Genomic DNA, 21912 nt, shown 5'->3' on the forward strand with positions numbered 1-21912 from the left:
TTTTTATTAATAAAAATGCATTAAATGTGAAATCAAAATAACATGAAAGCTTAATAAACGGCCGAACTTACTTACCTTGCTTTAATGACAAGCTTGGCGTCATTTGCGAAAGTAAATTAACTAAGGTTTCTATTAGCTCTTTTTGCTCGTTGTCTCTGTGATACGCAATAAATACGTCTCTTGAGGTGTTTTCTACCCCTTTAACATGAAACAACTCACCTTTTTCTAAATGCCCTTCTACCAATACTTGAGGTATAAACGCACTGCCGCCACATTGCAGTATTAAATCAAGTGCAATACGTCCTGTGCTAGTTCTAAAATAAGGAGGGGTTTTTCCAGTAAACTGGCGTGCATGCCAAAGTGAGAAAGTAGTTCCCCAATCAACATATACATACTGATTATCAAAAAAGTTTTCGTTCGTTGCAGTGTCGTATCCGCTTACTGGAATGATTGGCAACTCACAGATTCGCTCTACTACTAACTCGTCTACTTTTGGTGGATCAAACAATATTGCCAAATCAAGCGTGCGTTCTAATAACAGCCGAGTGCTTTCTTGTTGTGCTTTAACTTCTGCGACTAATGACACGCCCGGCATCGCCGATACAATATTTGTTATACCAAACTGTAAAAAAGCATCCCAAATATTAGGCGTTCCTGCTAAGCTAATTTGCTTATGCATATTGTCGGCAAGTGCAACATCGACTTTGGCCCGCTGCATGCCCGTAATAATCATTTGTGCATGGGGTAATAAACGCTCGCCAGGTGCTGTAAGTTGAATGTTATTACGCTGGCGAATAAACAAATTAACACCAAGTCCTTGCTCTAATTGGCGAATTCTAAAGCTCACTGCAGACTGCGTAATATAAAGGTTTTCGGCCGCTTTACCAAAGTGACGCGTACGCACTACCTCAACGAATGTTTTTAATAAATCGATATCCAATTTTTTATCCTCACGATAAAAATAATTTGTTTAATAAATTGCCAAACTTGCATCATACTCCAGCTAATTACTAAGGTATGAGGATAAAGCTATGAGCAATAACATTTCATTACTACGCCAAGCATTTGTTAGCCAACGTCAATTTTATGATGATCAAAACTTTCCACGAGGCTTTAGCCGCAGCGGAAACTTCACCTTATTAGAAGCCAGCATACTTGAACAACACGGAGTTGTTTTAAAAGGCTTATACAGTAAAACAATTGAGCCGCAAAACGAACACCAAGAACAGTTTGTAGCAGTCGTAACTGGCTCACAAGAACCTACCAACCCAATCGAACGAGCTTGGGTAAAATACTTAAAACTAACGACTTGCAAAACTAAGTTTCATACTTTATTTGGCCGCTCAAAAATGTCAGGGCCGGCACCGATTAGCCAAGAGTATTATTCAGAAGCGGATAATCTGTAAGTACTTAAGTTATTTGCTTTTTTGCGTTTTAACAGTTACAACTTGTATAAGCAAATATTTTTGCAAAATATAAACAGGGTTGTTCCGTGACGCGAAAAATACTAATAGTTGAAGATACACCTGCAATGGCGCGAGTGCAAAAGCACATCGCGCTTAAGGCTGGTTATGAAGTTGATATAGCTGAGTCATTAGCGCAAACAAAAGAGCTTATAAGTAAAAATAGCTATTTTTGCGCTGTAGTTGACTTCATATTACCTGATGCCCCATCTGGTGAAGCTGTACCTTGTACTATTAATGCAGACATTCCAACTATTGTAATGACGGGCAATATTGATAAAAAAACTCGCGACACTGTAGAAAAATACCCAATCATCGATTACATCATTAAAGAAAACAAACAAGCATACCAATACCTCGAAAAACAATTGCATCGCTTACCCCGCAACGAAAATGTAAAAGTACTGGTTGTTGATGACTCTAAATCGACTCGCCGATACATTTGCAGCCTATTAGTTCGTCACAAATATCAAATTATTGAAGCACAAGACGGAAAAGAAGCATTAAAAATGCTCGAAAATTCACCCGACATTTCAGTCATCATTACTGATAACGAAATGCCAAACATGAATGGTGATGAGTTATGTAGCGAAATTCGCCGCTTATATAGCAACGACGAAAAAGCCATTATTGGTATTTCGGGCTCTGACTATGTAGGGCTTTCTAGTTTATTTTTAAAAAATGGCGCAAACGATTATTTACATAAACCTTTTAATAGTGAAGAGTTTTACTGCAGGCTTAGCCAAAACGTCGATATGTTAGAACTTATAGCCACCATAAGGCGACAAGCCAACACGGATTATTTAACCAATTTACCAAATCGTCGTTACTTTTTTGAAGAAGCTGAAAAATCATTAAAGCAAATAAAACATACTAAAGGTGATGGTACTTTAGCTATGCTTGATATTGATCACTTTAAATCAATTAACGATACATACGGGCACGATGTTGGCGACGAAGTATTAAAAGGGCTCTCTATTTGCTTTAGTAAATATTTTAAAAAGTATTTAGTAGCCCGCTTAGGTGGTGAAGAGTTTGCCGTTTACTTTGCAAATGCGGATAAACAAGAAGCACTAAAAAGACTTGAAGGTTTTAGGTACTTTATAGAAATGAATAGCCAGGAGTTTAGTAAAGCTAAAATAAAATTCACCATTTCTATTGGTTTTGCAAACGGGCCTGTTTATCAAATTGATGAATTATTAAAACAGGCCGACTTAAAGCTTTACGACGCTAAAGAATCTGGTCGTAATAAAGTAGTTAGCTAACAGCCCTATTAGCTTAATTATACTTCTGCGGCTGTAATAGCCGCTTTTTTACGTTTGCGCGATTGATGATAAGAATCCCAACTAAAAATAGCTAGCGCACTCCAAATACATGCAAACGTAACTAATCTCTCAGCGTCAAACACTTCACCGTAAAACACCACTGCCAATATAAACATTAGGCTTGGCCCAATATACTGAAAAAAGCCTAATGTAGTGTATTGCAAACGCTTAGCGGCGCCAGTAAAACACAGCAGTGGTAATGTAGTTACAATACCTGCACTAATCAGTAATGCATTAGTATGCCAATCGTTAGCTGGCAGGCTTGATGTTGCTGTAGGCACCATTAACCACCAATAAATGAGTGCAACAGGCAGTAATATAAGTGCTTCAAGTAAAATGCCAGGTAAGGCTTCAACGGGTAGTTTTTTACGTAACAATCCATAAAGCGCAAACGATATAGCTAATGAAAATGCCACTACCGGAAACGAGCCAAAACTAATTAACTGCAGCACAACACCAGTAAAGGCCAGTGCCACTGCTACACCTTGAAACTTACGCAGGCGTTCACCTAAAAAGAGCATACCCAGTAATACATTTAAAAGAGGGTTTATGTAATAGCCCAAACTCGCATCAAGCATATGGTTATTATTTATAGCCCATATAAATAAACCCCAGTTAAACCCTAGTAATGTTGAGGTAATAACAAGCATAAGCAAAAGCTTAGGCTGAACAATAATGCGTTTAACTTTATCCCAATACTTTAAAACACTTACTACTAGTACTAAAAATACAACCGACCAAACAACCCGATGCATTAAAATTTCAAAGGCAGAAACATGCTGAATTAACTTAAAATATATTGGCGCAAGGCCCCACATAAGAAAAGCAAGACAAGCAAAAATAGCACCTTTACGCTGCTCAGTATCAATCGACATAATAAACACTTAGTGATTTAAAAGGCCGCTAGTTTACTTCCCATACACGTTTTATCCAACTAAATACGTGCCTGTCCCAAAAGCAATTTGAACTGATTGCTCATTATGTAATTCCATTCTGCATACACATACTTTATTACCTGAGCGAATAAGTGTGGCACTCGCTGTAAAGCTCTCTCCTTTACCAGGGCGCAAATAATCAGTGCGCAAGTCGATAGTCCCAAGCGTGGCTAATTTTGTTTGCACACTTCCTATATCTAAATCGGTGAGCTTATCAATCACGCTTGCTGCAGCGAGCATACCGCCTACATTATCAAGTACGGCTGAAATAACACCACCGTGCAGTATTTTTTGCGCAGGGTTACCAATGAGTACATCCTGCCACGGAAACGTAATTTTGGCCTGTTCAGGGCTCAACGACTCAACCGATATTTGTAAAAACTGGTTAAACGGCATGCCATTTACAAATAATGCGCCCACTTGTTCAATTAACATTTCTTTATTCATTATTATTCTCTATGTCAAAACAGGTAAGATGAGTAAAACATACATAGTGTAAAACTACGAGACTCCACTTAAATAATTTATCAAGTAACTCAGCTAAAGACATCTCACTAAAAAACCACTAAAATACCCGCCAATGAATACATCAACACCACCTTCTAGCACCCTTGTGCGTAAACCCGAAACTGTCCTCAAACAAGTGTTTGGCTACAGTGAATTTCGCGACGGCCAAAAAACAGTTATTGATGCTGCTATTAACGGCCAAGACTCGCTTGTATTGCTCCCTACTGGCGGCGGAAAATCGGTTTGCTATCAAATACCCGCTTTAGTGCTTGAAGGCGTCACTATTGTTATATCTCCGCTCATATCGCTAATGCAAGATCAGGTAAGTCAACTCCAAGCACTTGGGGTTAAAGCCGCTTACGTAAATAACAGCTTAGCGCGAGAAGAGCAGCAACTGGTGTATCAACAGCTTCATCAGGGGCAAATTAAGCTTTTATATGTGGCACCTGAAAAAGTATTACAACGCGAATTTTTAGAGCGTTTATCGCATTTAAATATAAGCTTATTTGCCATTGACGAAGCGCATTGTGTGTCGCATTGGGGCCACGATTTTAGGCCTCATTACTTTCGCTTAAACGAATTAAAGCAACGTTTTGCACATGTACCCATGATGGCGCTCACTGCAACTGCCGATAAAGCCACCCGTTTTGATATAGTTGAGCAACTAAAACTACAACAGCCTTATATTCATACTGGCAGCTTTGATCGCCCCAATATTCGCTACACCATAGAAGAAAAATTTAAACCTATGGTGCAACTGCTTCGCTACTTAAAAGAGCAAAAAAGCCAAAGCGGTATTATTTATTGCACCAGCCGTAAACGCGTAGACGACATTGCTGAAAAAATTGCAGATGCAGGGCTAAACGCTGCCGCTTACCATGCAGGTATGAGTAACGAGCAACGACAATTTGTACAAACTGGTTTTGCACGTGACGATATACAAATAGTGGTCGCAACCGTTGCCTTTGGTATGGGTATAAATAAGCCTAACGTGCGTTTTGTACTGCATTACGATATTCCAAAAAGTATAGAGTCGTACTATCAAGAAACGGGGCGTGCTGGGCGAGATGGACTTGCCGCAGAAGCCATAATGTATTTTGACCCAGCTGATATTGGCCGTGTAAGACGCTTTTTTGAAGACATAGACGACGAACAACGCCGCCGCGTAGAAGAACAACGCTTTAACGCAATGGCAAGCTTTGCAGAAGCACAAACGTGTCGTAGGCAAATATTACTTAATTACTTTAGTGAATATCAACGCGAGCCTTGCGGCAACTGCGATATTTGTTTAAACCCGCCAAAAAGCTTTGATGGTACCTTAGTCGCCCAACAAGCACTTTCGTGTGTATATAGAGCTGACCAACGCTTTGGTCTTGGTTACATTGTTGAATTACTTCGCGGTGCAAACACTAGTCGCATACGCGATAACAATCATCATGAGCTAAGTACTTACGGCATAGGTAAAGATAAAAGTAGTGAATTTTGGCTCAGTATTTTACGCCAGCTTATTCATCAAGGTTTACTTAGCCAAGATATAACGCAAGGTGCGTCGCTTCGCTTAACCGAAGCCGCGCGTGCAATTTTAAAAGGTGAGTACGCACTGCAACTAGCCGAGCCACGCCTGCAAGCCAAACACGTTTATCAAGATAAGTTAGCACAATTTAATTACGACAAAAAACTGTTTGCTCGCCTGCGCGCATTACGTAAAGAACTTGCTGATGCCGATGATGTACCACCTTATGTGGTATTTAATGATAAAACACTAGCCGAAATGGCGCAGCTTATGCCAACAAACGACAGTGAATTTTTAAAAGTGTCGGGTGTGGGTTTTACTAAGTTAAATAAGTACGGCGGCGAATTTTTAACTGCAATTCGCAATTACCTAGCTACAAGTTAAGAATGTTATGACCCAAATAGAATATGACCACGCCCATAAATACATTTTAATTACACCAGTCGAGCCTCCACACGATGAAGACTTTGAACTGTGGAGCACACTCTTTTTACACTCAGACGATGTAACACTCAATGAGTATTCTGCAGGCGCCGATCGCCATCAAGTCCGCTTTACCTATAATCAGCAGACCTTTAATTTAAACTATGAGCATTACAGCCAAAGTCTTTGGATTAATGCCGAAGGCCATGAAGCTGAGCACTTATTAGCCGCTTTAGCATTTTATTTAAGTTAGCTTTTAATACCCCGCCCACAGGCGGTTCTAAACCAGGTTGGTTATTAACATAAGTGAATATGAGTAACAATTAATTAGTTTCAAAATACATACCTTTTACTTACATTATAATAACAATGATGTAAGCTGATATTACGATAGTCATTTGCTACGTAGCAGTAAAGAGGTTTAATGGTGAACAAGAAATGGATAGCACAATGTTGTATTAGCTTAACGGTTTTAAGCTTTTATGTGCCTAATGCATTCGCACAACAACCTTCAACGAAAACTGATAACTGCCTTGTAGAACAGACAGATTTAAGCACAAATAAAAACTTACGCCGAGAAGTTCAAGACAAAACAACCCTCACGCACAGTAATAGTAACGCTAAAATAGCCTCAATAAAGCTCAAGCAACTTAATGTATTTAATACTGAGCTTGAAGAGGAAAATAATGCCCTATTCCGATTTGCTAACCGCGCTCATATTCAAACAGAGCCCGATGTGATTAATAACCTTTTATTATTCTCCCCTGGTGACAAGTACGATGCTAAAAAGCTTGCAGAGTCTGAGCGCTTACTTCGTAAAGAAAGCTACTTATATGATGCACAAATTAGTGCAATCGAAAACTGCGACGGTGACGTTAATGTAGAAGTGGTTACCCGTGATTTGTGGACACTTTTACCTGAAGTAAACTTTAGCCGTAGCGGCGGAGAAAATAAATCGAGTATAGGTTTTAGAGAATCAAACCTGCTTGGTTGGGGGAAGCGCCTTTCGTTGTCACGCACGACCGACAGCGATCGTAGCGGTTATTTATTTGTTTACGACGATCCTAATATTTTATCTACTCGCTACCGCGGCCGTTTAGAGTACGCTGATAACAGCGATGGCAAGCGCCATTTACTTGAGCTAACCTATCCATTTTACGCGATAGACACCCCTTTTAGTTACGGTATTTTAAGCTATTCTGAGCAGCGCGAAGAGTCACTATATAAACGCGGAGAAGAGTTTAGCGAATTTGATCAAACTACTGATTTAAACCGTGCATTTATAGGGCACTCAAAAGCACTTAATAATAATTGGACCCAACGCTTAACCTTAGGTTATACCGACGAGCAGCATACCTTTGAAGCTATAGACACTACATTTGCACCACTTGCCGATGACAGAAGTTTAAGTTATCCCTTTATAAGCGGCCATTGGTTTGAAGATAACTACATAAAAGTACGCAATTTTGACAGTATATCTCGCACTGAGGATTTAAACTTAGGTTGGAATATTAAAAGCTTAATTGGCTATTCAGACGAATCATTAAGTAATGACGACAGCCGCGCGGTGTATTCTTTTAACTTTAAAAAAGCCCACTTTACTAACGATAATACCTTATGGCGTTTTAGTGCTGATATTGATGGCTATTGGAATAAAGAACAGAAAAAACTCGAAAACTTTATGGCCACTAGCCAAGTACAATATTATTTAAATACCAGTGAAGACCAATCTTGGTATGTTAAAGCCCGCGTGCAATACGCAAAAAACCTTACTGCTGATCAACAGCTTACTTTAGGCGGCGAAACAGGCCTGCGTGGTTACCCTATGGATTATCAACATGGCGACCGCAGCTTTTTAGTTAATCTAGAAAAGCGCTATTACTGGGAGTACGATTTACTACAACTATTTAAAGTGGGTGGCGCAGCTTTTGTAGATGTGGGCAGAGCATGGTTTAACGATAAAGATAATGGTGAAAACGCACATGTATTAAAAAATATAGGCGTGGGTCTTCGTTTAGCACCGAGTCGTGCAAATTCAGGAACCATGATCCACATTGATATTGCCGCCCCAGTTGATAGCTACGATGACGTAGACTCAGTCCAGTGGCTAGTAAGCGTTAAAAACACTTTTTAAATAATACAAACACGTTAAACTAATACCAATTGCATTAAATTACATTGTTATGAAAGTTCAGGACCTAATGTGGAAATAATAGAAGTTTTAGAATTGTTTGCATCACAATATAAGTTGGTTGTAACTATAATCGCTATTTTGGTTTTCCCTCTGCTATTAAAAATAACCAAAAAACTACTCGAAAAAGCGATTAAAGGCAAAGTAGATTTACACCGAAAATATCGTGCAGAGCTTTTACTAAAAATTATACTCGCCTTTGTAGTCCTGTGTTTGGTTTTAGTATTTTGGGGTATAGAGCTGCGTGGTTTATTGGTTTTAGGCTCTTCTTTATTTGCCATGTTAGGGGTAGCACTTTTTGCCGCTTGGTCATTATTGAGTAACCTCACCGCATTTTTACTAATGTTTATTCAAAACGATTGCCGTGTTGGCTATTGGGTACGAATTATTGATGGTGCAAATCATGTTGAAGGCCGCATTGTTGAAATGGACTTAATGAATGTAGTACTTGAGCATATTGATGGGCACCGTGTAATTTACCCTAATAATTTATTTGTGACACGCCCTGTCATGGTTTTAAATAAAGAACCAAAGCCAACAAAAGCTCCCGTTATAAAGCGTATTATTGGCCCTAAAAAACATAGTTAAAAAAGTAATAGTCACAAAAAAGCCGCAGTAAGTAATTAACTTCTGCGGCTTTTTAATGCTTTAACTAACCAAAATTAAGACTAGGGCGTGTTGATCTTTGATGGTTGAATTTGCAGCAGTATGTTTGGTTTTTAGGCAAGGCAGAGCCTATGAAGTGTGGTTACTCCCCATAAATAGGCGATAACGCAGCATAAATGCCAAACATGCGCTGCCCTTCGGGTTCTGCCTAGGGGCGATAAACTCTTTGTTACTCGGTTTTTACTTAGCCCACTAGGTTACAAACCTCGCGCCGCGATTTAATCGCCCCTAGATTGAACAAATTTCAATCCGCAAAGTTAAACACGCCCTAGCTATTAGTTATTTAGTTCAGCTGTTTTAAGCTCGTCATCTAAATCATTTATCTCATCAATAAAGTTCTCTAGTTGCTGCTCTACTAGGCTATTATCATTTGCAAAGTAAGCAAGGTGGAATACCGCATCACCTTCATTTACCAATGGCATAGTTTGCTGACCAATAACAATACCGCCTTTAGGCGCTAAAAGCTCAAGCTCAGAGTCGCCCAAGGGGCTACTTATATATGCAAGTACTTGCCCTTTAGTTACATGCTCACCTAGTGATACTTGTGCACGCACAATGCCATCAACTTCGGCACGTATCCAACTAGTTGAACCTGCAATAATAGGATCTGGTAACTTTTTAGGACGCTTGCCACGGATCATTTTTAAATGACGCATAACATAATCAACACCCTGCACACCTGCCGCAATTGCGATTGGATCAAAACGCAGTGCTTCACCAGCTTCATAGGTTATAACCGGTATACCTAGGTTTGCAGCTTCACTTCGTAATGAGCCATTACGCAATGATGCATCTATAACTGCTGGCGTGCCAAATGCTTTAGCCATTTCCGCGGTTGCTTCATCAGCTAAGTTAGCGCGAATTTGCGGTAAGTTAGTTCGATGAATAGCGCCAGTATGTAAATCAATAATGTGGGTACAATGTATTGCCACTTGATTAAAAAACATATAAGCCATACGCCCAGCAAGTGAGCCACGCTCAGAACCTGGAAAGCTACGATTCATATCGCGCCTATCTGGTAAGTAACGCGATTTATGAATAAAGCCAAACACATTCACAATAGGCACAGCGATTATTGTGCCGCGCAGTTGGCTTGGGTCTATTTTAGCAATTAACTGACGCACAACTTCTACGCCATTTAGCTCATCACCATGAATAGCCGCACACACCATAAGCACAGGACCTTCCATTACACCGTTAACCACTTCAATAGGAATATTAAGTGGTGAATGGGTATAAAGTTTAGCTGCCTCTAAGGCAAGTGTTTTACGCTCGCCTACGCCTACACTCTCTCCTAATAAGGAAAAAGGACGGTTAATTTTAACCTTTGCCACGTGTTGCTGTTCCTTTACTTGAAGCATTTTTTTCGATGAAATCAATCACCATGCCTGCAATGTCTTTACCTGTTGCTATTTCAATGCCCTCTAAACCTGGTGATGAGTTTACTTCCATCACAAGTGGTCCACGAGATGAGCGAAGTAAATCAACTCCCGCTACGTTCAAGCCCATTGATTTAGCCGCCGCTACTGCCGTTTTACGTTCTTCTGGAGTAATACGAACTAATGTAGCACTACCGCCACGGTGAAGGTTAGAGCGGAACTCACCTTCTTGTGCTTGGCGCTTCATTGCTGCTATTACTTTATCGCCTAATACGAAACAACGTATATCGGCACCACCCGCTTCTTTAATGTATTCCTGAACCATAATATTAGCTTTTAAGCCCATAAATGCTTCAATAACGCTTTCTGCCGCTTTGCGTGTTTCAGCAAGTACAACACCAATGCCTTGTGTGCCTTCAAGTAATTTAATTACAACAGGTGCACCGCCTACCATTTCTAGTAAGTCTTTTACATCATCTGGTTTGCTAGCAAAACCTGTTACTGGCATACCAACGCCTTTGCGCGAAAGTAACTGAAGTGAGCGTAATTTATCGCGCGAACGAGAAATAGCGACTGATTCGTTTACAGGGTAAACACCCATCATTTCAAACTGACGAAGTACCGAACAGCCATAAAATGTAACCGATGCACCAATACGCGGGACGATTGCGTCAAATTCTTTTAAGTTTTCACCGCGATAGTGAATTTCTGGTTGCTCAGAGTTGATATTCATATAACAGCGCAATGCATCAATCACTTTAACTTCGTGACCGCGTGCCTCTGCCGCCTCAATTAAGCGACGTGTTGAATATAATTTTCTGTTGCGAGATAAAATACCGATTTTCATAGTTAAACCTTACGACCTAATAGTTGAGATAAAGCCGGGTCAACGACTATACGATTTTCCATGGCTGTACGCCCTAATAACATTCTAAACTTCATTGTTGCACGGCTTGTTAAAGTAAGCTCGATAGGCCAGCTATGCTCGCCTGCATGCAATGTAGTTTCTATAAAGTAACGTAACTCTTTTTGCCCACTTGAGCTGGTTACGTACTTCATTTTTTTAACTTTTGCATTGCAAGTGACTTGTGTTTGCTCATCATCTTGCAGTGGCTGGGCCGTAAATTTAACCCATTTTTCTGAGTCAACTTCGTATTCTTCAATGTTAATTGCATGAATACATGAAGTGCGAGCGCCAGTATCAATTTTTGCTTTTATCTCGTTAATACCAAGCCCAGGTAAACTTAACCACTCACGCCAACCAACTGTGATCTTTGCTGTCATAAATGTGCCCTTAATAAAAAAGTGACTTATACGCTACAGGTAAAAAAACACCAACGAAATAAATTTATCTAGTCGATTAGTAAATTAAATTGATCTTTTTAAACAACTGGTCACACAATGCACGCCTTGCTGAATAGTACTTTATGCCACTTTACTCAGCCCAAAGGCTCTGCATATATTTTGCTATTTAAGCTTAACTTATTAAAAATAAAGGTAAGTTTAAAATACTTAAGTAGATACACTATAGTTAACGGTATTAAAAATACACTATTATGAGAAATAATTATGATTAATGGTTTACTACATGCACTTGTACTTGATGGACAAGGCGGCGCTCGCCCTATTGAAAGCACTAATGAGCTAAATAGCTGGCAACCAAGCCACGGAAAACTTTGGGTGCACATGGACTATAGCCAAAGCGAGGCTGTTGAGTGGCTCAAGGCACAACCTCATTTAAACGATTACGAATTAGAGTCCTTAATTGCTGATGAAACACGCCCGCGAATTACATCAACGACTAACGGACATATGTTATTTTTACGTGGTGTAAATTTAAATCCAGCACAAAGCCCTGAAGACATGGTTTCAATTCGTTTATTTATTAGCGAAGACATTCTTATTACTACCCGCAAGCGTCGTTTATTATCGGTGCAGGATACGCTCACCTGTTTAAATGAAAATAAAGGCCCATGCAATATTTCTGAATTAGTGTGCTCTATTACACAAAAACTAACTTCTCGCATGCAAAGCGTTATTGACTCACTAGATGAAACACTCGACGAGTTTGAAGAAGAAATAGATGAACCAAGTAAAAAGTTTGATAACCAAGGTTTATCACAGTTGCGCCGTCAAACAATTGCCTTAAAGCGTTATTTAAAACCGCAAAAAGAAGCCCTTAGCTCAATGGTAAATAATCACTACCCGTGGCTGTTAGATGACGATAAAGCAAAATTAAACGAAACAACAAACTTACTTATTCGTTATTTAGAGGAGCTTGATAGCTCTATTGAACGTGCGCAAATCATTCAGCAAACAATCACTAACCAAGTGTCTGAGCAATTAAATCAGCGTATGTATGTAATGTCGGTTGTAGCTGCATTGTTTTTACCTTTAGGCTTTTTAACCGGCCTGTTAGGCGTAAACGTAGGGGGTATTCCGGGTACCGAGAGCCCCTATGCATTTAGTGCGTTTGTTATATTTTTGATTGTACTTACTGGCGGTATTGGTGTGTATTTTAAAAATAAAAAATGGTTATAAATTAAGTTTATACATTTAAAAAGCATTAAAAAAGCCACTCAGTTTTAAACTGAGTGGCTTTCTAAACTACTAAATAATTAGTTAGTTTTACGCGTATAACTAACGTCAGTCATTGTTACTTTAGCTTTTGTAATTCCTAAATCCTTAAAGCACTCTTTAAATGAATCTGAGTTTCCTGACTCGCCACACTCATCTAGTGTATATGGGTCTTGTGATTGTAAATAATTACCAAACTTAAAGTAAGATTCTGAATCATCTTCTACCGGAATACCAAAGGTAGTACCTAATGCAGTCACATCTACATCACCGTAATTATTAACTACTTTTAGATTGAATGAACCACCACTTCTGATAGTACCTAGTGCATGCTTTTCTTCTTTACCACTGGTGTTACGCAGGCGAACATAAACGTCAAAAATCCCGTTATCTGCTACGCTATCATCAAAACCGGATTCATCAGTATCTGAAACATATACTTTTGAAATCGTACCCGTATCGCTAGCGTGGTGCTGAGAAATAATCGTTTTACCACCATCTGACATTTCAACTTTTACAGTTGCCTCAAAAACCTCATAGGTTTCGGTCATTGCAACACGTGCACTTTCTTTTACTTTATATTCATGACGCCAGCCATTCCCGTTTGGAGTGATATGACGCGCTTCTAGAGGAACAAACTCTAAAGTGTCGCTATTTACTAATGGATGAGGATCGTTACCTTCAAGGTCAAAAATACTACCGTTGGTGATGTTGCTTGCTATACCTGAGCCACTACCAGTGTCGCCACCGCCAGTATCACCACCACCTGTGTCTCCGCCGCCAGAAGAACTCCCCTTAGTTAACGAAAAGTCATCAAAACGAACATCGCTTGAGCTCTTATCATGCTTAGCAAATACTTGTAGCGTACCTGTATTAGCTGTAGTGAAAGTTTTAGATACTTTTGTCCACGAAGAAACGTTAAATTTCTCACTTTTAAACAAACCATTAAGATCGTTAATGCCGATTTGTCCCTTGCCAAGTACGTACGCACTTAACGTGTACTGAGTATTTCGATCTACATCTACATTTTGGTAAACACGCCCTGGGCTACCTTGAATTTTTAATGATTTAGAGCCCTTGTAAGCACTACCTGAAATAGCCGCTGGTTCTGTTTCATTCCAGTTATTCCAACCATCTTCAAATCCAGCATTATTAACAGTTGCCGCTTGTACAAAACTTGAGCTAGCAGTCATTGCTGCAAGCATAAATAGGGATTTTTGGTTAATCATTATCTTTATTTCTCCAAACCTGTACATGAAAAAATCTTACTACATGGCTATAAATGAGTATTTCACTTGAGCCTAGATCACCGCCTGTAAACAGGTTTTAACTTGTGTTTTTATGTGTAATTGGTAATAAGTAAAATGTAAAAAAACCACTCTTGGTTTACAAACAAACATTACCAATAATTATTGCCAGCTGGGCTGAGACACAAGTTATATTGCTTGTAATAAATTTGCAACAATTTATTTAATAGGTAATAAGTATTGATTTCATTTAGATTCATTAAATCAACAATAAATAAAAATACATGAAAACAAATACTTAAAACCAATCACTATCAAAAAAATAACAAACCCAGATAAGGAACAAAATATAAAATAATGAAAAAGCATTAAATAAAACTTTAATTGGTAATTTATTAAAAATTCAAAAATCGCATTTCCTGTAATAACAAAATTGATTTTCATTTTATTTTATGCAGTAAAGCTTACGTTCAGTTTAATTAACTAGAATACCACTGGTTAACCAATTAATTTAGACTGTTTATATAAAATAAAATTTAATAATGGCAGAGCGAAATGCATTTGAAATAAGAATTTAAAGATGAAAGTATTATTATATTAGTGAAGGGTAGCTTAAAAAACTTAAGAGGTGTTTGAGCTCAATGAAGGTGGATATTTTATTTTTTATAGATAATTTATTAATAATATTTATACAAAACATACCAATAAGTTTTAAATAAATTATTGAAAACACCTAGAAGGTTGATTCAATTTAGTTCGAATTAAAAGCTTTAGCAGAACTCGGCATGTTGCCCTTTGCGGATTGAAATTAGTTTAATCTAGGGGCGGTTAAATCGCGGCGCGGGGTTTGTAACCAAGCGGGCTCGGTAACTACTCCTGCGTTACGCTACTGGCTTACTTCCATGTGAAAATAAGTAAAAACCGAGCAAAGCTTCCGCGTCCTGTTCGCGCCCCTTACCACATCCATTTAGGCAACAAAGAGTTAATCGTCCCTAGAAAAAACCCGAGGGGAAGCGCATGTTTGGTAGCACGCTTTTACAGGCATTAAAAAAGACGAGCACTTTGCAATGATCGCCTTTTTTATAACAGTCAGCTAATTACTCTTGAAAGTAAGTACCCCAACCATCGTACTCAACTTCGCACTCAACGGCTAGTTGCGCTAGCTTATCAACGTCTTCCATAATAACGTCTACGTCTAGCTCAGCTTCAACTACAATGTCAAAGCTCCAAATTTTGTTACCGTCTTCAAGCTCAAGCTCTGCTGGTTCTTCAACATCGTAACCCAATTTAAAAGCAGCAAGTGCAGCTTGCTCTAACTTAGGAAAGTCTTCACACACAAAGTGGTGCTCTACTTCATAAAGTATTTCAGGGTCTGACCCATCTTCAAGTAGTGAACTTACGATGTCTTCACTTATTTCACGCCAGTTTTCCATTATTTTTCTCTCACTTGAGCATCTAATTCAGTTATTTTAGCAGCCATAATGCTATGCACGCTTTTAGCATGCTCACGCGCGCTAATTTCTTTATCAAGCGGTATAGGCGCTAACATTTCGATGTGAATTGTACCATTATCCCAACGATTTAGCTTAATGGTTTTATGTGTTGTATTCATACATACCGGAATTATGGGTACATCTGCGCTCATTGCGGTGTGAAATGCGCCTGTTTTAAATGGTAGCAACCCTCTTCCATAGCTTCGTGTGCCTTCTGGAAACATCCATACAGATAAGCCATTATTTTTAATTTTTTCGGCTGCTTTTGAGATAGTTCCTGCCGCTTTAGAGCGATTCGATCTGTCTATTAATATATTACCCGACAACCAATAAAGCTGACCAAAAAATGGGATCCACTTTAAGCTCTTTTTACCCAAACTTACGCAGTTTTTTGGCACCATTGCTGGCACTGTAAATAAGTCGTAGCTATTTTGATGATTAGCAACATAAACTGCAGGACCTGGATCAACGGCATCTTTATGACGTGTTAGAACTAGCTTAACGCCAACCATTTTAGCCATTGAGCCAAACCAACCCGCTATAATATGTACATTATTAGGGTGAAATGGTCTTACAATCGAAAGTAATAAACCAAAAATACAACTGAATAATATAAACAGCAGCATAATAAAAACGCGTATAACAGCTAGCAAATGGGCTTCTCCAAAAATGAATTATAATTATTATAGCGTTATTTTGTGACACAAACGAGTCAATAGCGCACAAGTGTACGCTGAAATATTTAAGCTCTTTATTTTAAAACAAAAACGGCCTGCAAATGCAGACCGTTTTTATTTATACAAAAAAGTAATTGGCTACTCTTCGCTAATAACGTCTATTGGTTCATCATCTTGAGGAGTTAGCTCAACAACGGCTTCGTCAACACGCTGTAAGCCACGCGGTAGTTTATTACCCCTACGTCCTCGCTCACCATGATAATGCTCTAAATCACTTGGTTTAAGTGTTAGTTTACGCTTACCAGCATGAAGCGTAACACTGCTTCCTAGTGGTACAACAGCAAGCACTTTTACAAACTCTTCACGGGCTTGTACTTTAGCACCTGGTATAGAGATGATTTTATTACCTTTACCTTTGCCTAACTTTGGTAAGTCTCGCAGCGGGAATAAAAGCATTCGACCTTCGTTAGAAATAGCCATACAGTAATCGCTAGCAACATCGTTCACTCTAATAGGAGAAAGTAATATTCCACCTTTAGGGACACTTACCAGCGCTTTACCGTTTTTATTTTTACTAACTAAGTCTTTAAAGTCGGTAATAAAGCCGTAACCTGCATCTGACGCCATAAGCAATACTTGCTCGTCTTCACTCATTACCACGTGCTCAAAATTAGCGCCTGGTGTTAAGTTAAAACGACCTGTCATTGGCTCCCCTTGGCTACGCGCCGAAGGTAGACTGTGCGCATCAGTTGCAAACGCCCGCCCTGCTGAATCTAAAAATACCGCAGGTTGATTACTCTTACCACGAGCAGAGGCTCTAAAGCCGTCACCTGAGCGATAATTTAAGCCTTGTACATCTAAGTCATGACCTTTACCAACGCGTGCCCAGCCTTTGTCTGATAGCACAACAGTAACTGACTCTGACGGAATTAAATCTTTTTCGTTAAGTGCTTTCGCTTCTGAGCGCTCAATCACTGGCGAGCGACGATCGTCACCGTACATTTCAGCGGCTTCTTGAATTTCTTTTTTAAGCAGTGTCGACATACGACGTTCTGAGCCCAAAATTTGCGCTAATTTATCACGCTCTTTAGCCAGTTCGTCTTGCTCACCACGAATTTTAAACTCTTCAAGTTTTGCTAAATGACGAAGTTTTAATTCTAGAATTGCTTCTGCCTGCGTATCAGTTAAATCAAAGCGCTCCATTAATACAGGCTTTGGTTTATCTTCGCTGCGAATGATTTCAATCACTTCATCAATATTTAAAAAGGCGGCTAACAAACCCTCTAAAATATGTAGACGTGCTAATACTTTATCTAAACGATACTGCAAACGACGACGCACTGTTTCGCGTCTAAATATTAGCCACTCACTTAAAATACAGCGTAAGTCTTTAACTTGCGGGCGGCCATCTAGGCCTAGCATGTTTAAGTTTACTCGGTAATTTTTTTCAAGATCGGTGGTTGCAAATAAGTGCGCCATTAATGGCTCAGCTTTAATGCGGTTTGAGCGCGGAATAATTACAATGCGTGTTGGATTTTCGTGATCTGACTCGTCACGTAAATCGGCAATCATTGGTAATTTTTTAGCGTTCATTTGCGCTGCAATTTGCTCAAGTACTTTACCACCAGAACATTGATGCGGCAGCGCTGTAATAACAATATCACCATGCTCTTCGGTATAAACCGCACGCATTTTGATAGACCCTCGACCGGTTTTATATATTTTGTGAATATCGGCTTTTGGGGTAATTATTTCAGCATCTGTTGGGTAATCTGGTGCATGTACAAGCTCAAGTAATTCTTCAAGCTCTGTTTTTGGTTTATCAAGTAATAAACAACATGCACTAGCCACTTCACGTACGTTATGTGGCGGAATATCGGTTGCCATACCTACGGCAATACCCGTTATACCGTTTAGTAAAATATGCGGTAAACGAGAAGGCAGTACAACAGGTTCGTCCATTGTGCCATCAAAGTTTGGTGTCCAATCGACGGTGCCTTGGCCAAGCTCTTTAAGCAGTACTTCTGAAAACTTAGATAAACGCGCTTCGGTATAACGCATTGCTGCAAACGATTTAGGGTCATCTGCCGCGCCCCAGTTTCCTTGTCCATCCACCAAAGGGTAGCGGTAAGAAAACGGCTGCGCCATTAATACCATCGCTTCGTAACATGCACTGTCGCCGTGTGGATGGTACTTACCAAGGACGTCACCCACTGTACGGGCTGATTTTTTGTACTTAGCGTTAGCCGACAAACCCAGTTCGCTCATCGCATAAATAATACGACGCTGTACTGGTTTTAAACCATCACCTACATGCGGTAAGGCGCGGTCCATGATCACGTACATGGAATAATTTAAATAGGCGTCTTCGGTAAAACGCCCCATTGTTTGTTGCTCAATTCCTTGCATTAGCAAGGTATCTGTATCACTCATTAAAGCTTACCTAGTTTTTCTTATAGCTTACACGGTAGATTACATTGGCGTAATCATCGCTTACTAACAGACTGCCGTCACCTAATTCTGCAAATGCAACAGGGCGTCCAAATGTTGTTTCGTCTTTCATAAAGCCAGTAATAAATGGCGTATATTTAGTTACGCGACCTACTTCAATTGTTGCTAGCCCTACTTTATAACCTGACTTTTTAGAACGGTTCCATGAGCCATGTTCAGCAACAAATAATTGTTGCTTATAGCTTGCTGGAAATTGCTTACCGTTATAAAAATGAATACCTAATGGCGCTACATGCGCTGGAAGTGCAAGAGCTGGCGACGTGTAATCGGCAATATTTTTACCTTCACCAAACTCAGGGTCAATAATTGCACCGGCATGAACATACGGAAAACCAAAATGCTCACCTTCTTGCGTTGCACGGTTTAACTCATCAGGCGGAATATCATCGCCCATCATGTCGCGACCGTTATCACTAAACCATAAAGCTTGAGTAGCTGGATGAAAATCAAAACCGACGGTGTTTCTAACGCCCTTGGCTATTGTTTTTATTTGTTTTGTTTCTACATTAAGCGCAAAAATACGACCAAAACGTTCATCTTCAGCACAAATATTACACGGTACACCCACCGGAATGATTAGCTCGCCCGTTGGTGCAAAACGTAAAAATTTCCAACCATGATGACGCTCGCTCGGTAATGTGTTATAAACCACATCAAATTTTGGATCTTTTAATTGGGTATCAATATTTTTAAAGCGAATAATACGATGTACTTCGCCTACGTATAAATCGCCATCTTTAATTGCTATGCCAGAGGGCATGTTTAGGCCTTTAGCCACAACAATTTTTTTATCTGCTACGCCATCGCTATTATGATCAATAAGCGCATATACGTTGCCCGCTTTACGAGAGCCAACATACACAATACCTTTTTTGGAAACAGCTATTTGACGTGCATTTTCTACATCATTTGCAAATAAGCTTATTTCAAATCCCGGTGCTACGGTGAGCTTATCGAGTATATTTTTCGCCATTACAGGAGCGGTAGTCAGCCCAAGTAACAGCAAACTTCCTAGTAGTTTTTTCATTCGCCTCTCCTAGTGTTAAGCACAGATAATTAAACGAGTGCCTTGTTACCATGATCTTCTAACCATTGACGACGATCAGGCGATCGTTTCTTAGCAAGCAGCATATCCATCATTTCCATGGTTTCTACTTCTTCATCAAGCGTAAGCTGCACTAAACGTCGTGTATTTGGATCCATCGTGGTTTCACGCAGTTGTAACGGGTTCATTTCACCCAGACCTTTGAATCGTTGTACGTTTACTTTTCCGCGTTTTTTCTCGGCTTCTATGCGCGCCAAAATAGCGGTTTTTTCTTGCTCATCAAGTGCGTAATAAACTTCTTTACCAATATCGATTCTAAATAATGGCGGCATTGCTACATACACATGCCCTGTTTTTACTAACTCTGGGAAATGGCGAACAAACAGTGCACATAATAGTGTTGCGATGTGTAGTCCATCCGAGTCAGCATCGGCTAATATACAAATTTTATTGTAGCGTAATGCCGACATATCGGTTGATTCTGGATCAATACCCAGCGCCACTGAAATATCGTGTACTTCTTGTGATGCTAGTATTTGGCCTGACTCAACTTCCCAGGTATTCAAAATTTTACCACGTAGCGGCATGATAGCCTGAAATTCACGGTCTCTTGCTTGTTTAGCAGAGCCACCAGCAGAATCACCTTCCACTAAAAACAATTCGGTACGGTCGTTATCAGCCGCGCTACAATCGGTAAGTTTACCCGGTAAAGCAGGACCTGCAGTAACACGTTTACGCACTACTTTTTTAGCTGCACGCAAGCGAGTTTGCGCATTTGAAATACATAACTCAGCTAATAACTCTGCGGTATCTGTATGTTCATTTAACCATAAACTAAACGAGTCTTTTACAACCCCCGATACAAACGCAGAACACGAGCGTGATGATAGTTTTTCTTTTGTTTGACCGGCAAATTGAGGGTCTTGCATTTTAACCGATAACACGTAACTACAACGATCCCAAATGTCATCAGGAGTTAATTTCACACCACGAGGGAGTAAGTTTCTAAACTCACAAAATTCACGCATTGCTTCAAGTAAGCCTTGGCGTAAACCATTTACATGCGTACCACCTTGCGCGGTAGGAATAAGGTTTACGTAGCTTTCAGCTATTGATTCACCACCTTCTGGTAGCCATACAACAGCCCAGTCAGCGCCTTCAATTGAACTTTTAAATTCGCCAACAAACGGGTCTTGCGGTAATGTTTCAAAACCTTTAATTGCTTCAACTAAATAATCTTTTAAGCCTGTTTCGTAAAACCATTCTTGGGTTTCTTTTGTTTGCTTATTAACAAACTTAATTCGCAGCCCTGGACACAAAACGGCTTTGGCTTTTAATAAATGATTAAGTTTAGTAATTGAGTAGTTTGGTGAATCAAAGTAGCTAACATCAGCCCAAAAACGAACCGTAGTGCCGGTGTTACGCTTACCGACTGTACCAATTACGTTTAAGTCTTCTACTTTATCGCCGCTTTCAAATGCCATTCTAAATTGCTGAGCGTCGCGCCTTACTGTTACTTCTACACGCGTAGATAACGCATTTACTACCGAAATACCTACACCGTGTAAACCACCCGAAAATTGATAGTTTTTATTAGAAAACTTACCACCGGCGTGTAATTTAGTGAAGATCAATTCAACCCCAGGGATACCTTCTTCTGGGTGAATATCAATAGGCATACCACGCCCGTCATCACTTACTTCAAGCGAGTTATCTTCGTGGAGTATTACGTCGATACGAGTAGCATGACCAGCCATAGCTTCATCGACACTGTTATCGATAACCTCTTGGCCTAAATGATTGGGACGTGTTGTATCTGTGTACATCCCTGGGCGTCGTTTTACCGGATCTAATCCATTAAGTACTTCAATGGCTTCGGCGTTATAATTTTGATCACTCATAGTTTTTGTCTTTATATCCGCTAAGGCTCTAATACGTTTTACTAGTTTTATTGTTATAT

Annotated in this window: 19 protein-coding genes; 7 read left to right on the forward strand and 12 right to left on the reverse strand. The window is 39.6% G+C overall.

What is annotated here, in order from left to right:
• Positions 1-67: 67 nt before the first annotated feature.
• Positions 68-940 carry a LysR family transcriptional regulator gene (locus GQR38_RS06415; protein WP_010553277.1) on the reverse strand — a complete coding sequence of 291 codons (873 nt, stop codon included), beginning with the start codon at positions 938-940 and terminating at the stop codon, positions 68-70.
• 91 nt (positions 941-1031) lie between these two features.
• Between GQR38_RS06415 and GQR38_RS06420 the strand changes: the two genes are divergently transcribed.
• Together GQR38_RS06420 and GQR38_RS06425 are read left to right on the forward strand one after the other, a co-directional pair.
• Positions 1032-1406: a DUF413 domain-containing protein gene (locus tag GQR38_RS06420; protein WP_002961378.1), complete on the forward strand. Its 375-nt coding sequence runs from the start codon at positions 1032-1034 to the stop codon at positions 1404-1406.
• An 86-nt stretch (positions 1407-1492) separates the two neighbouring features.
• Positions 1493-2728 carry a response regulator gene (locus tag GQR38_RS06425; protein ID WP_165722120.1) on the forward strand — a complete coding sequence of 412 codons (1236 nt, stop codon included), beginning with the start codon at positions 1493-1495 and terminating at the stop codon, positions 2726-2728.
• A 17-nt stretch (positions 2729-2745) separates the two neighbouring features.
• Here the strand turns inward: GQR38_RS06425 and rarD are convergent, their stop codons facing one another.
• Together rarD and GQR38_RS06435 are read right to left on the reverse strand one after the other, a co-directional pair.
• A complete protein-coding gene (rarD, locus tag GQR38_RS06430) occupies positions 2746-3663 on the reverse strand; it encodes an EamA family transporter RarD (protein WP_165722121.1) in 918 nt (305 codons plus the stop codon).
• 51 nt (positions 3664-3714) lie between these two features.
• The gene (locus tag GQR38_RS06435; protein WP_007583728.1) at positions 3715-4170 is read right to left on the reverse strand and encodes a thioesterase family protein; all 456 of its coding nucleotides are present in this window, start codon (positions 4168-4170) and stop codon (positions 3715-3717) included.
• 133 nt (positions 4171-4303) lie between these two features.
• Here GQR38_RS06435 and recQ point away from each other — a divergent pair, with 133 nt between their 5' ends.
• The 4 genes from recQ (at position 4304) to GQR38_RS06455 (ending at position 8945) form a co-directional block, all read left to right on the forward strand.
• Positions 4304-6127 carry a DNA helicase RecQ gene (gene recQ, locus GQR38_RS06440; protein WP_165722122.1) on the forward strand — a complete coding sequence of 608 codons (1824 nt, stop codon included), beginning with the start codon at positions 4304-4306 and terminating at the stop codon, positions 6125-6127.
• Between the two features lie 7 nt (positions 6128-6134).
• A complete protein-coding gene (locus GQR38_RS06445; protein WP_165722123.1) occupies positions 6135-6419 on the forward strand; it encodes a DUF3630 family protein in 285 nt (94 codons plus the stop codon).
• Positions 6420-6590: 171 nt separating this feature from the next.
• Complete coding sequence (locus tag GQR38_RS06450) at positions 6591-8300, forward strand: BamA/TamA family outer membrane protein (protein WP_165722124.1); 1710 nt, start codon at positions 6591-6593, stop codon at positions 8298-8300.
• A gap of 69 nt (positions 8301-8369) precedes the next feature.
• Positions 8370-8945 (forward strand): mechanosensitive ion channel domain-containing protein, encoded by a 576-nt coding sequence (locus GQR38_RS06455; RefSeq protein ID WP_165722125.1) that lies wholly within the window; start codon positions 8370-8372, stop codon positions 8943-8945.
• Between the two features lie 353 nt (positions 8946-9298).
• On the opposite strand, the gene GQR38_RS06460 is transcribed toward GQR38_RS06455, so the two are convergent.
• Genes GQR38_RS06460 through GQR38_RS06470 form a run of 3 tightly spaced genes read right to left on the reverse strand, consistent with a single transcriptional unit; the run spans position 9299 to position 11686 of the window.
• The gene (locus tag GQR38_RS06460; RefSeq protein WP_007585786.1) at positions 9299-10357 is read right to left on the reverse strand and encodes a succinylglutamate desuccinylase/aspartoacylase family protein; all 1059 of its coding nucleotides are present in this window, start codon (positions 10355-10357) and stop codon (positions 9299-9301) included.
• Complete coding sequence (rimK, locus tag GQR38_RS06465; RefSeq protein WP_002961977.1) at positions 10344-11249, reverse strand: 30S ribosomal protein S6--L-glutamate ligase; 906 nt, start codon at positions 11247-11249, stop codon at positions 10344-10346. Before rimK ends, GQR38_RS06460 begins: the two co-directional genes overlap by 14 nt.
• 2 nt (positions 11250-11251) lie before the next feature.
• Positions 11252-11686 carry an ATP-dependent zinc protease gene (locus tag GQR38_RS06470; RefSeq protein WP_007585784.1) on the reverse strand — a complete coding sequence of 145 codons (435 nt, stop codon included), beginning with the start codon at positions 11684-11686 and terminating at the stop codon, positions 11252-11254.
• A gap of 285 nt (positions 11687-11971) precedes the next feature.
• Here GQR38_RS06470 and GQR38_RS06475 point away from each other — a divergent pair, with 285 nt between their 5' ends.
• A complete protein-coding gene (locus GQR38_RS06475; protein WP_007585782.1) occupies positions 11972-12943 on the forward strand; it encodes a zinc transporter ZntB in 972 nt (323 codons plus the stop codon).
• 77 nt (positions 12944-13020) lie between these two features.
• On the opposite strand, the gene GQR38_RS06480 is transcribed toward GQR38_RS06475, so the two are convergent.
• The 6 genes from GQR38_RS06480 to parE form a co-directional block, all read right to left on the reverse strand.
• Positions 13021-14208 carry a polysaccharide lyase family 7 protein gene (locus tag GQR38_RS06480; RefSeq protein ID WP_101216529.1) on the reverse strand — a complete coding sequence of 396 codons (1188 nt, stop codon included), beginning with the start codon at positions 14206-14208 and terminating at the stop codon, positions 13021-13023.
• 1115 nt (positions 14209-15323) lie between these two features.
• Positions 15324-15659, reverse strand: a complete 336-nt coding sequence (gene rraB, locus GQR38_RS06485; protein WP_007585369.1) for a ribonuclease E inhibitor RraB — start codon at positions 15657-15659, stop codon at positions 15324-15326.
• Entirely contained in the window at positions 15659-16372 is a 714-nt protein-coding gene (locus GQR38_RS06490) for a 1-acylglycerol-3-phosphate O-acyltransferase (RefSeq protein WP_024590693.1), read from the reverse strand. The genes rraB and GQR38_RS06490 overlap by 1 nt, the downstream gene beginning before the upstream one ends.
• A gap of 162 nt (positions 16373-16534) precedes the next feature.
• The gene (parC, locus tag GQR38_RS06495) at positions 16535-18829 is read right to left on the reverse strand and encodes a DNA topoisomerase IV subunit A (RefSeq protein WP_010553285.1); all 2295 of its coding nucleotides are present in this window, start codon (positions 18827-18829) and stop codon (positions 16535-16537) included.
• A 10-nt stretch (positions 18830-18839) separates the two neighbouring features.
• Positions 18840-19934: a PQQ-dependent sugar dehydrogenase gene (locus GQR38_RS06500; protein WP_165722126.1), complete on the reverse strand. Its 1095-nt coding sequence runs from the start codon at positions 19932-19934 to the stop codon at positions 18840-18842.
• 29 nt (positions 19935-19963) lie between these two features.
• Positions 19964-21853 carry a DNA topoisomerase IV subunit B gene (parE, locus tag GQR38_RS06505; RefSeq protein ID WP_010553287.1) on the reverse strand — a complete coding sequence of 630 codons (1890 nt, stop codon included), beginning with the start codon at positions 21851-21853 and terminating at the stop codon, positions 19964-19966.
• Positions 21854-21912 lie beyond the last annotated feature (59 nt).

Source organism: Pseudoalteromonas sp. c7(2019) (genome assembly GCF_011378625.1).
Lineage (GTDB): Bacteria > Pseudomonadota > Gammaproteobacteria > Enterobacterales > Alteromonadaceae > Pseudoalteromonas > Pseudoalteromonas arctica.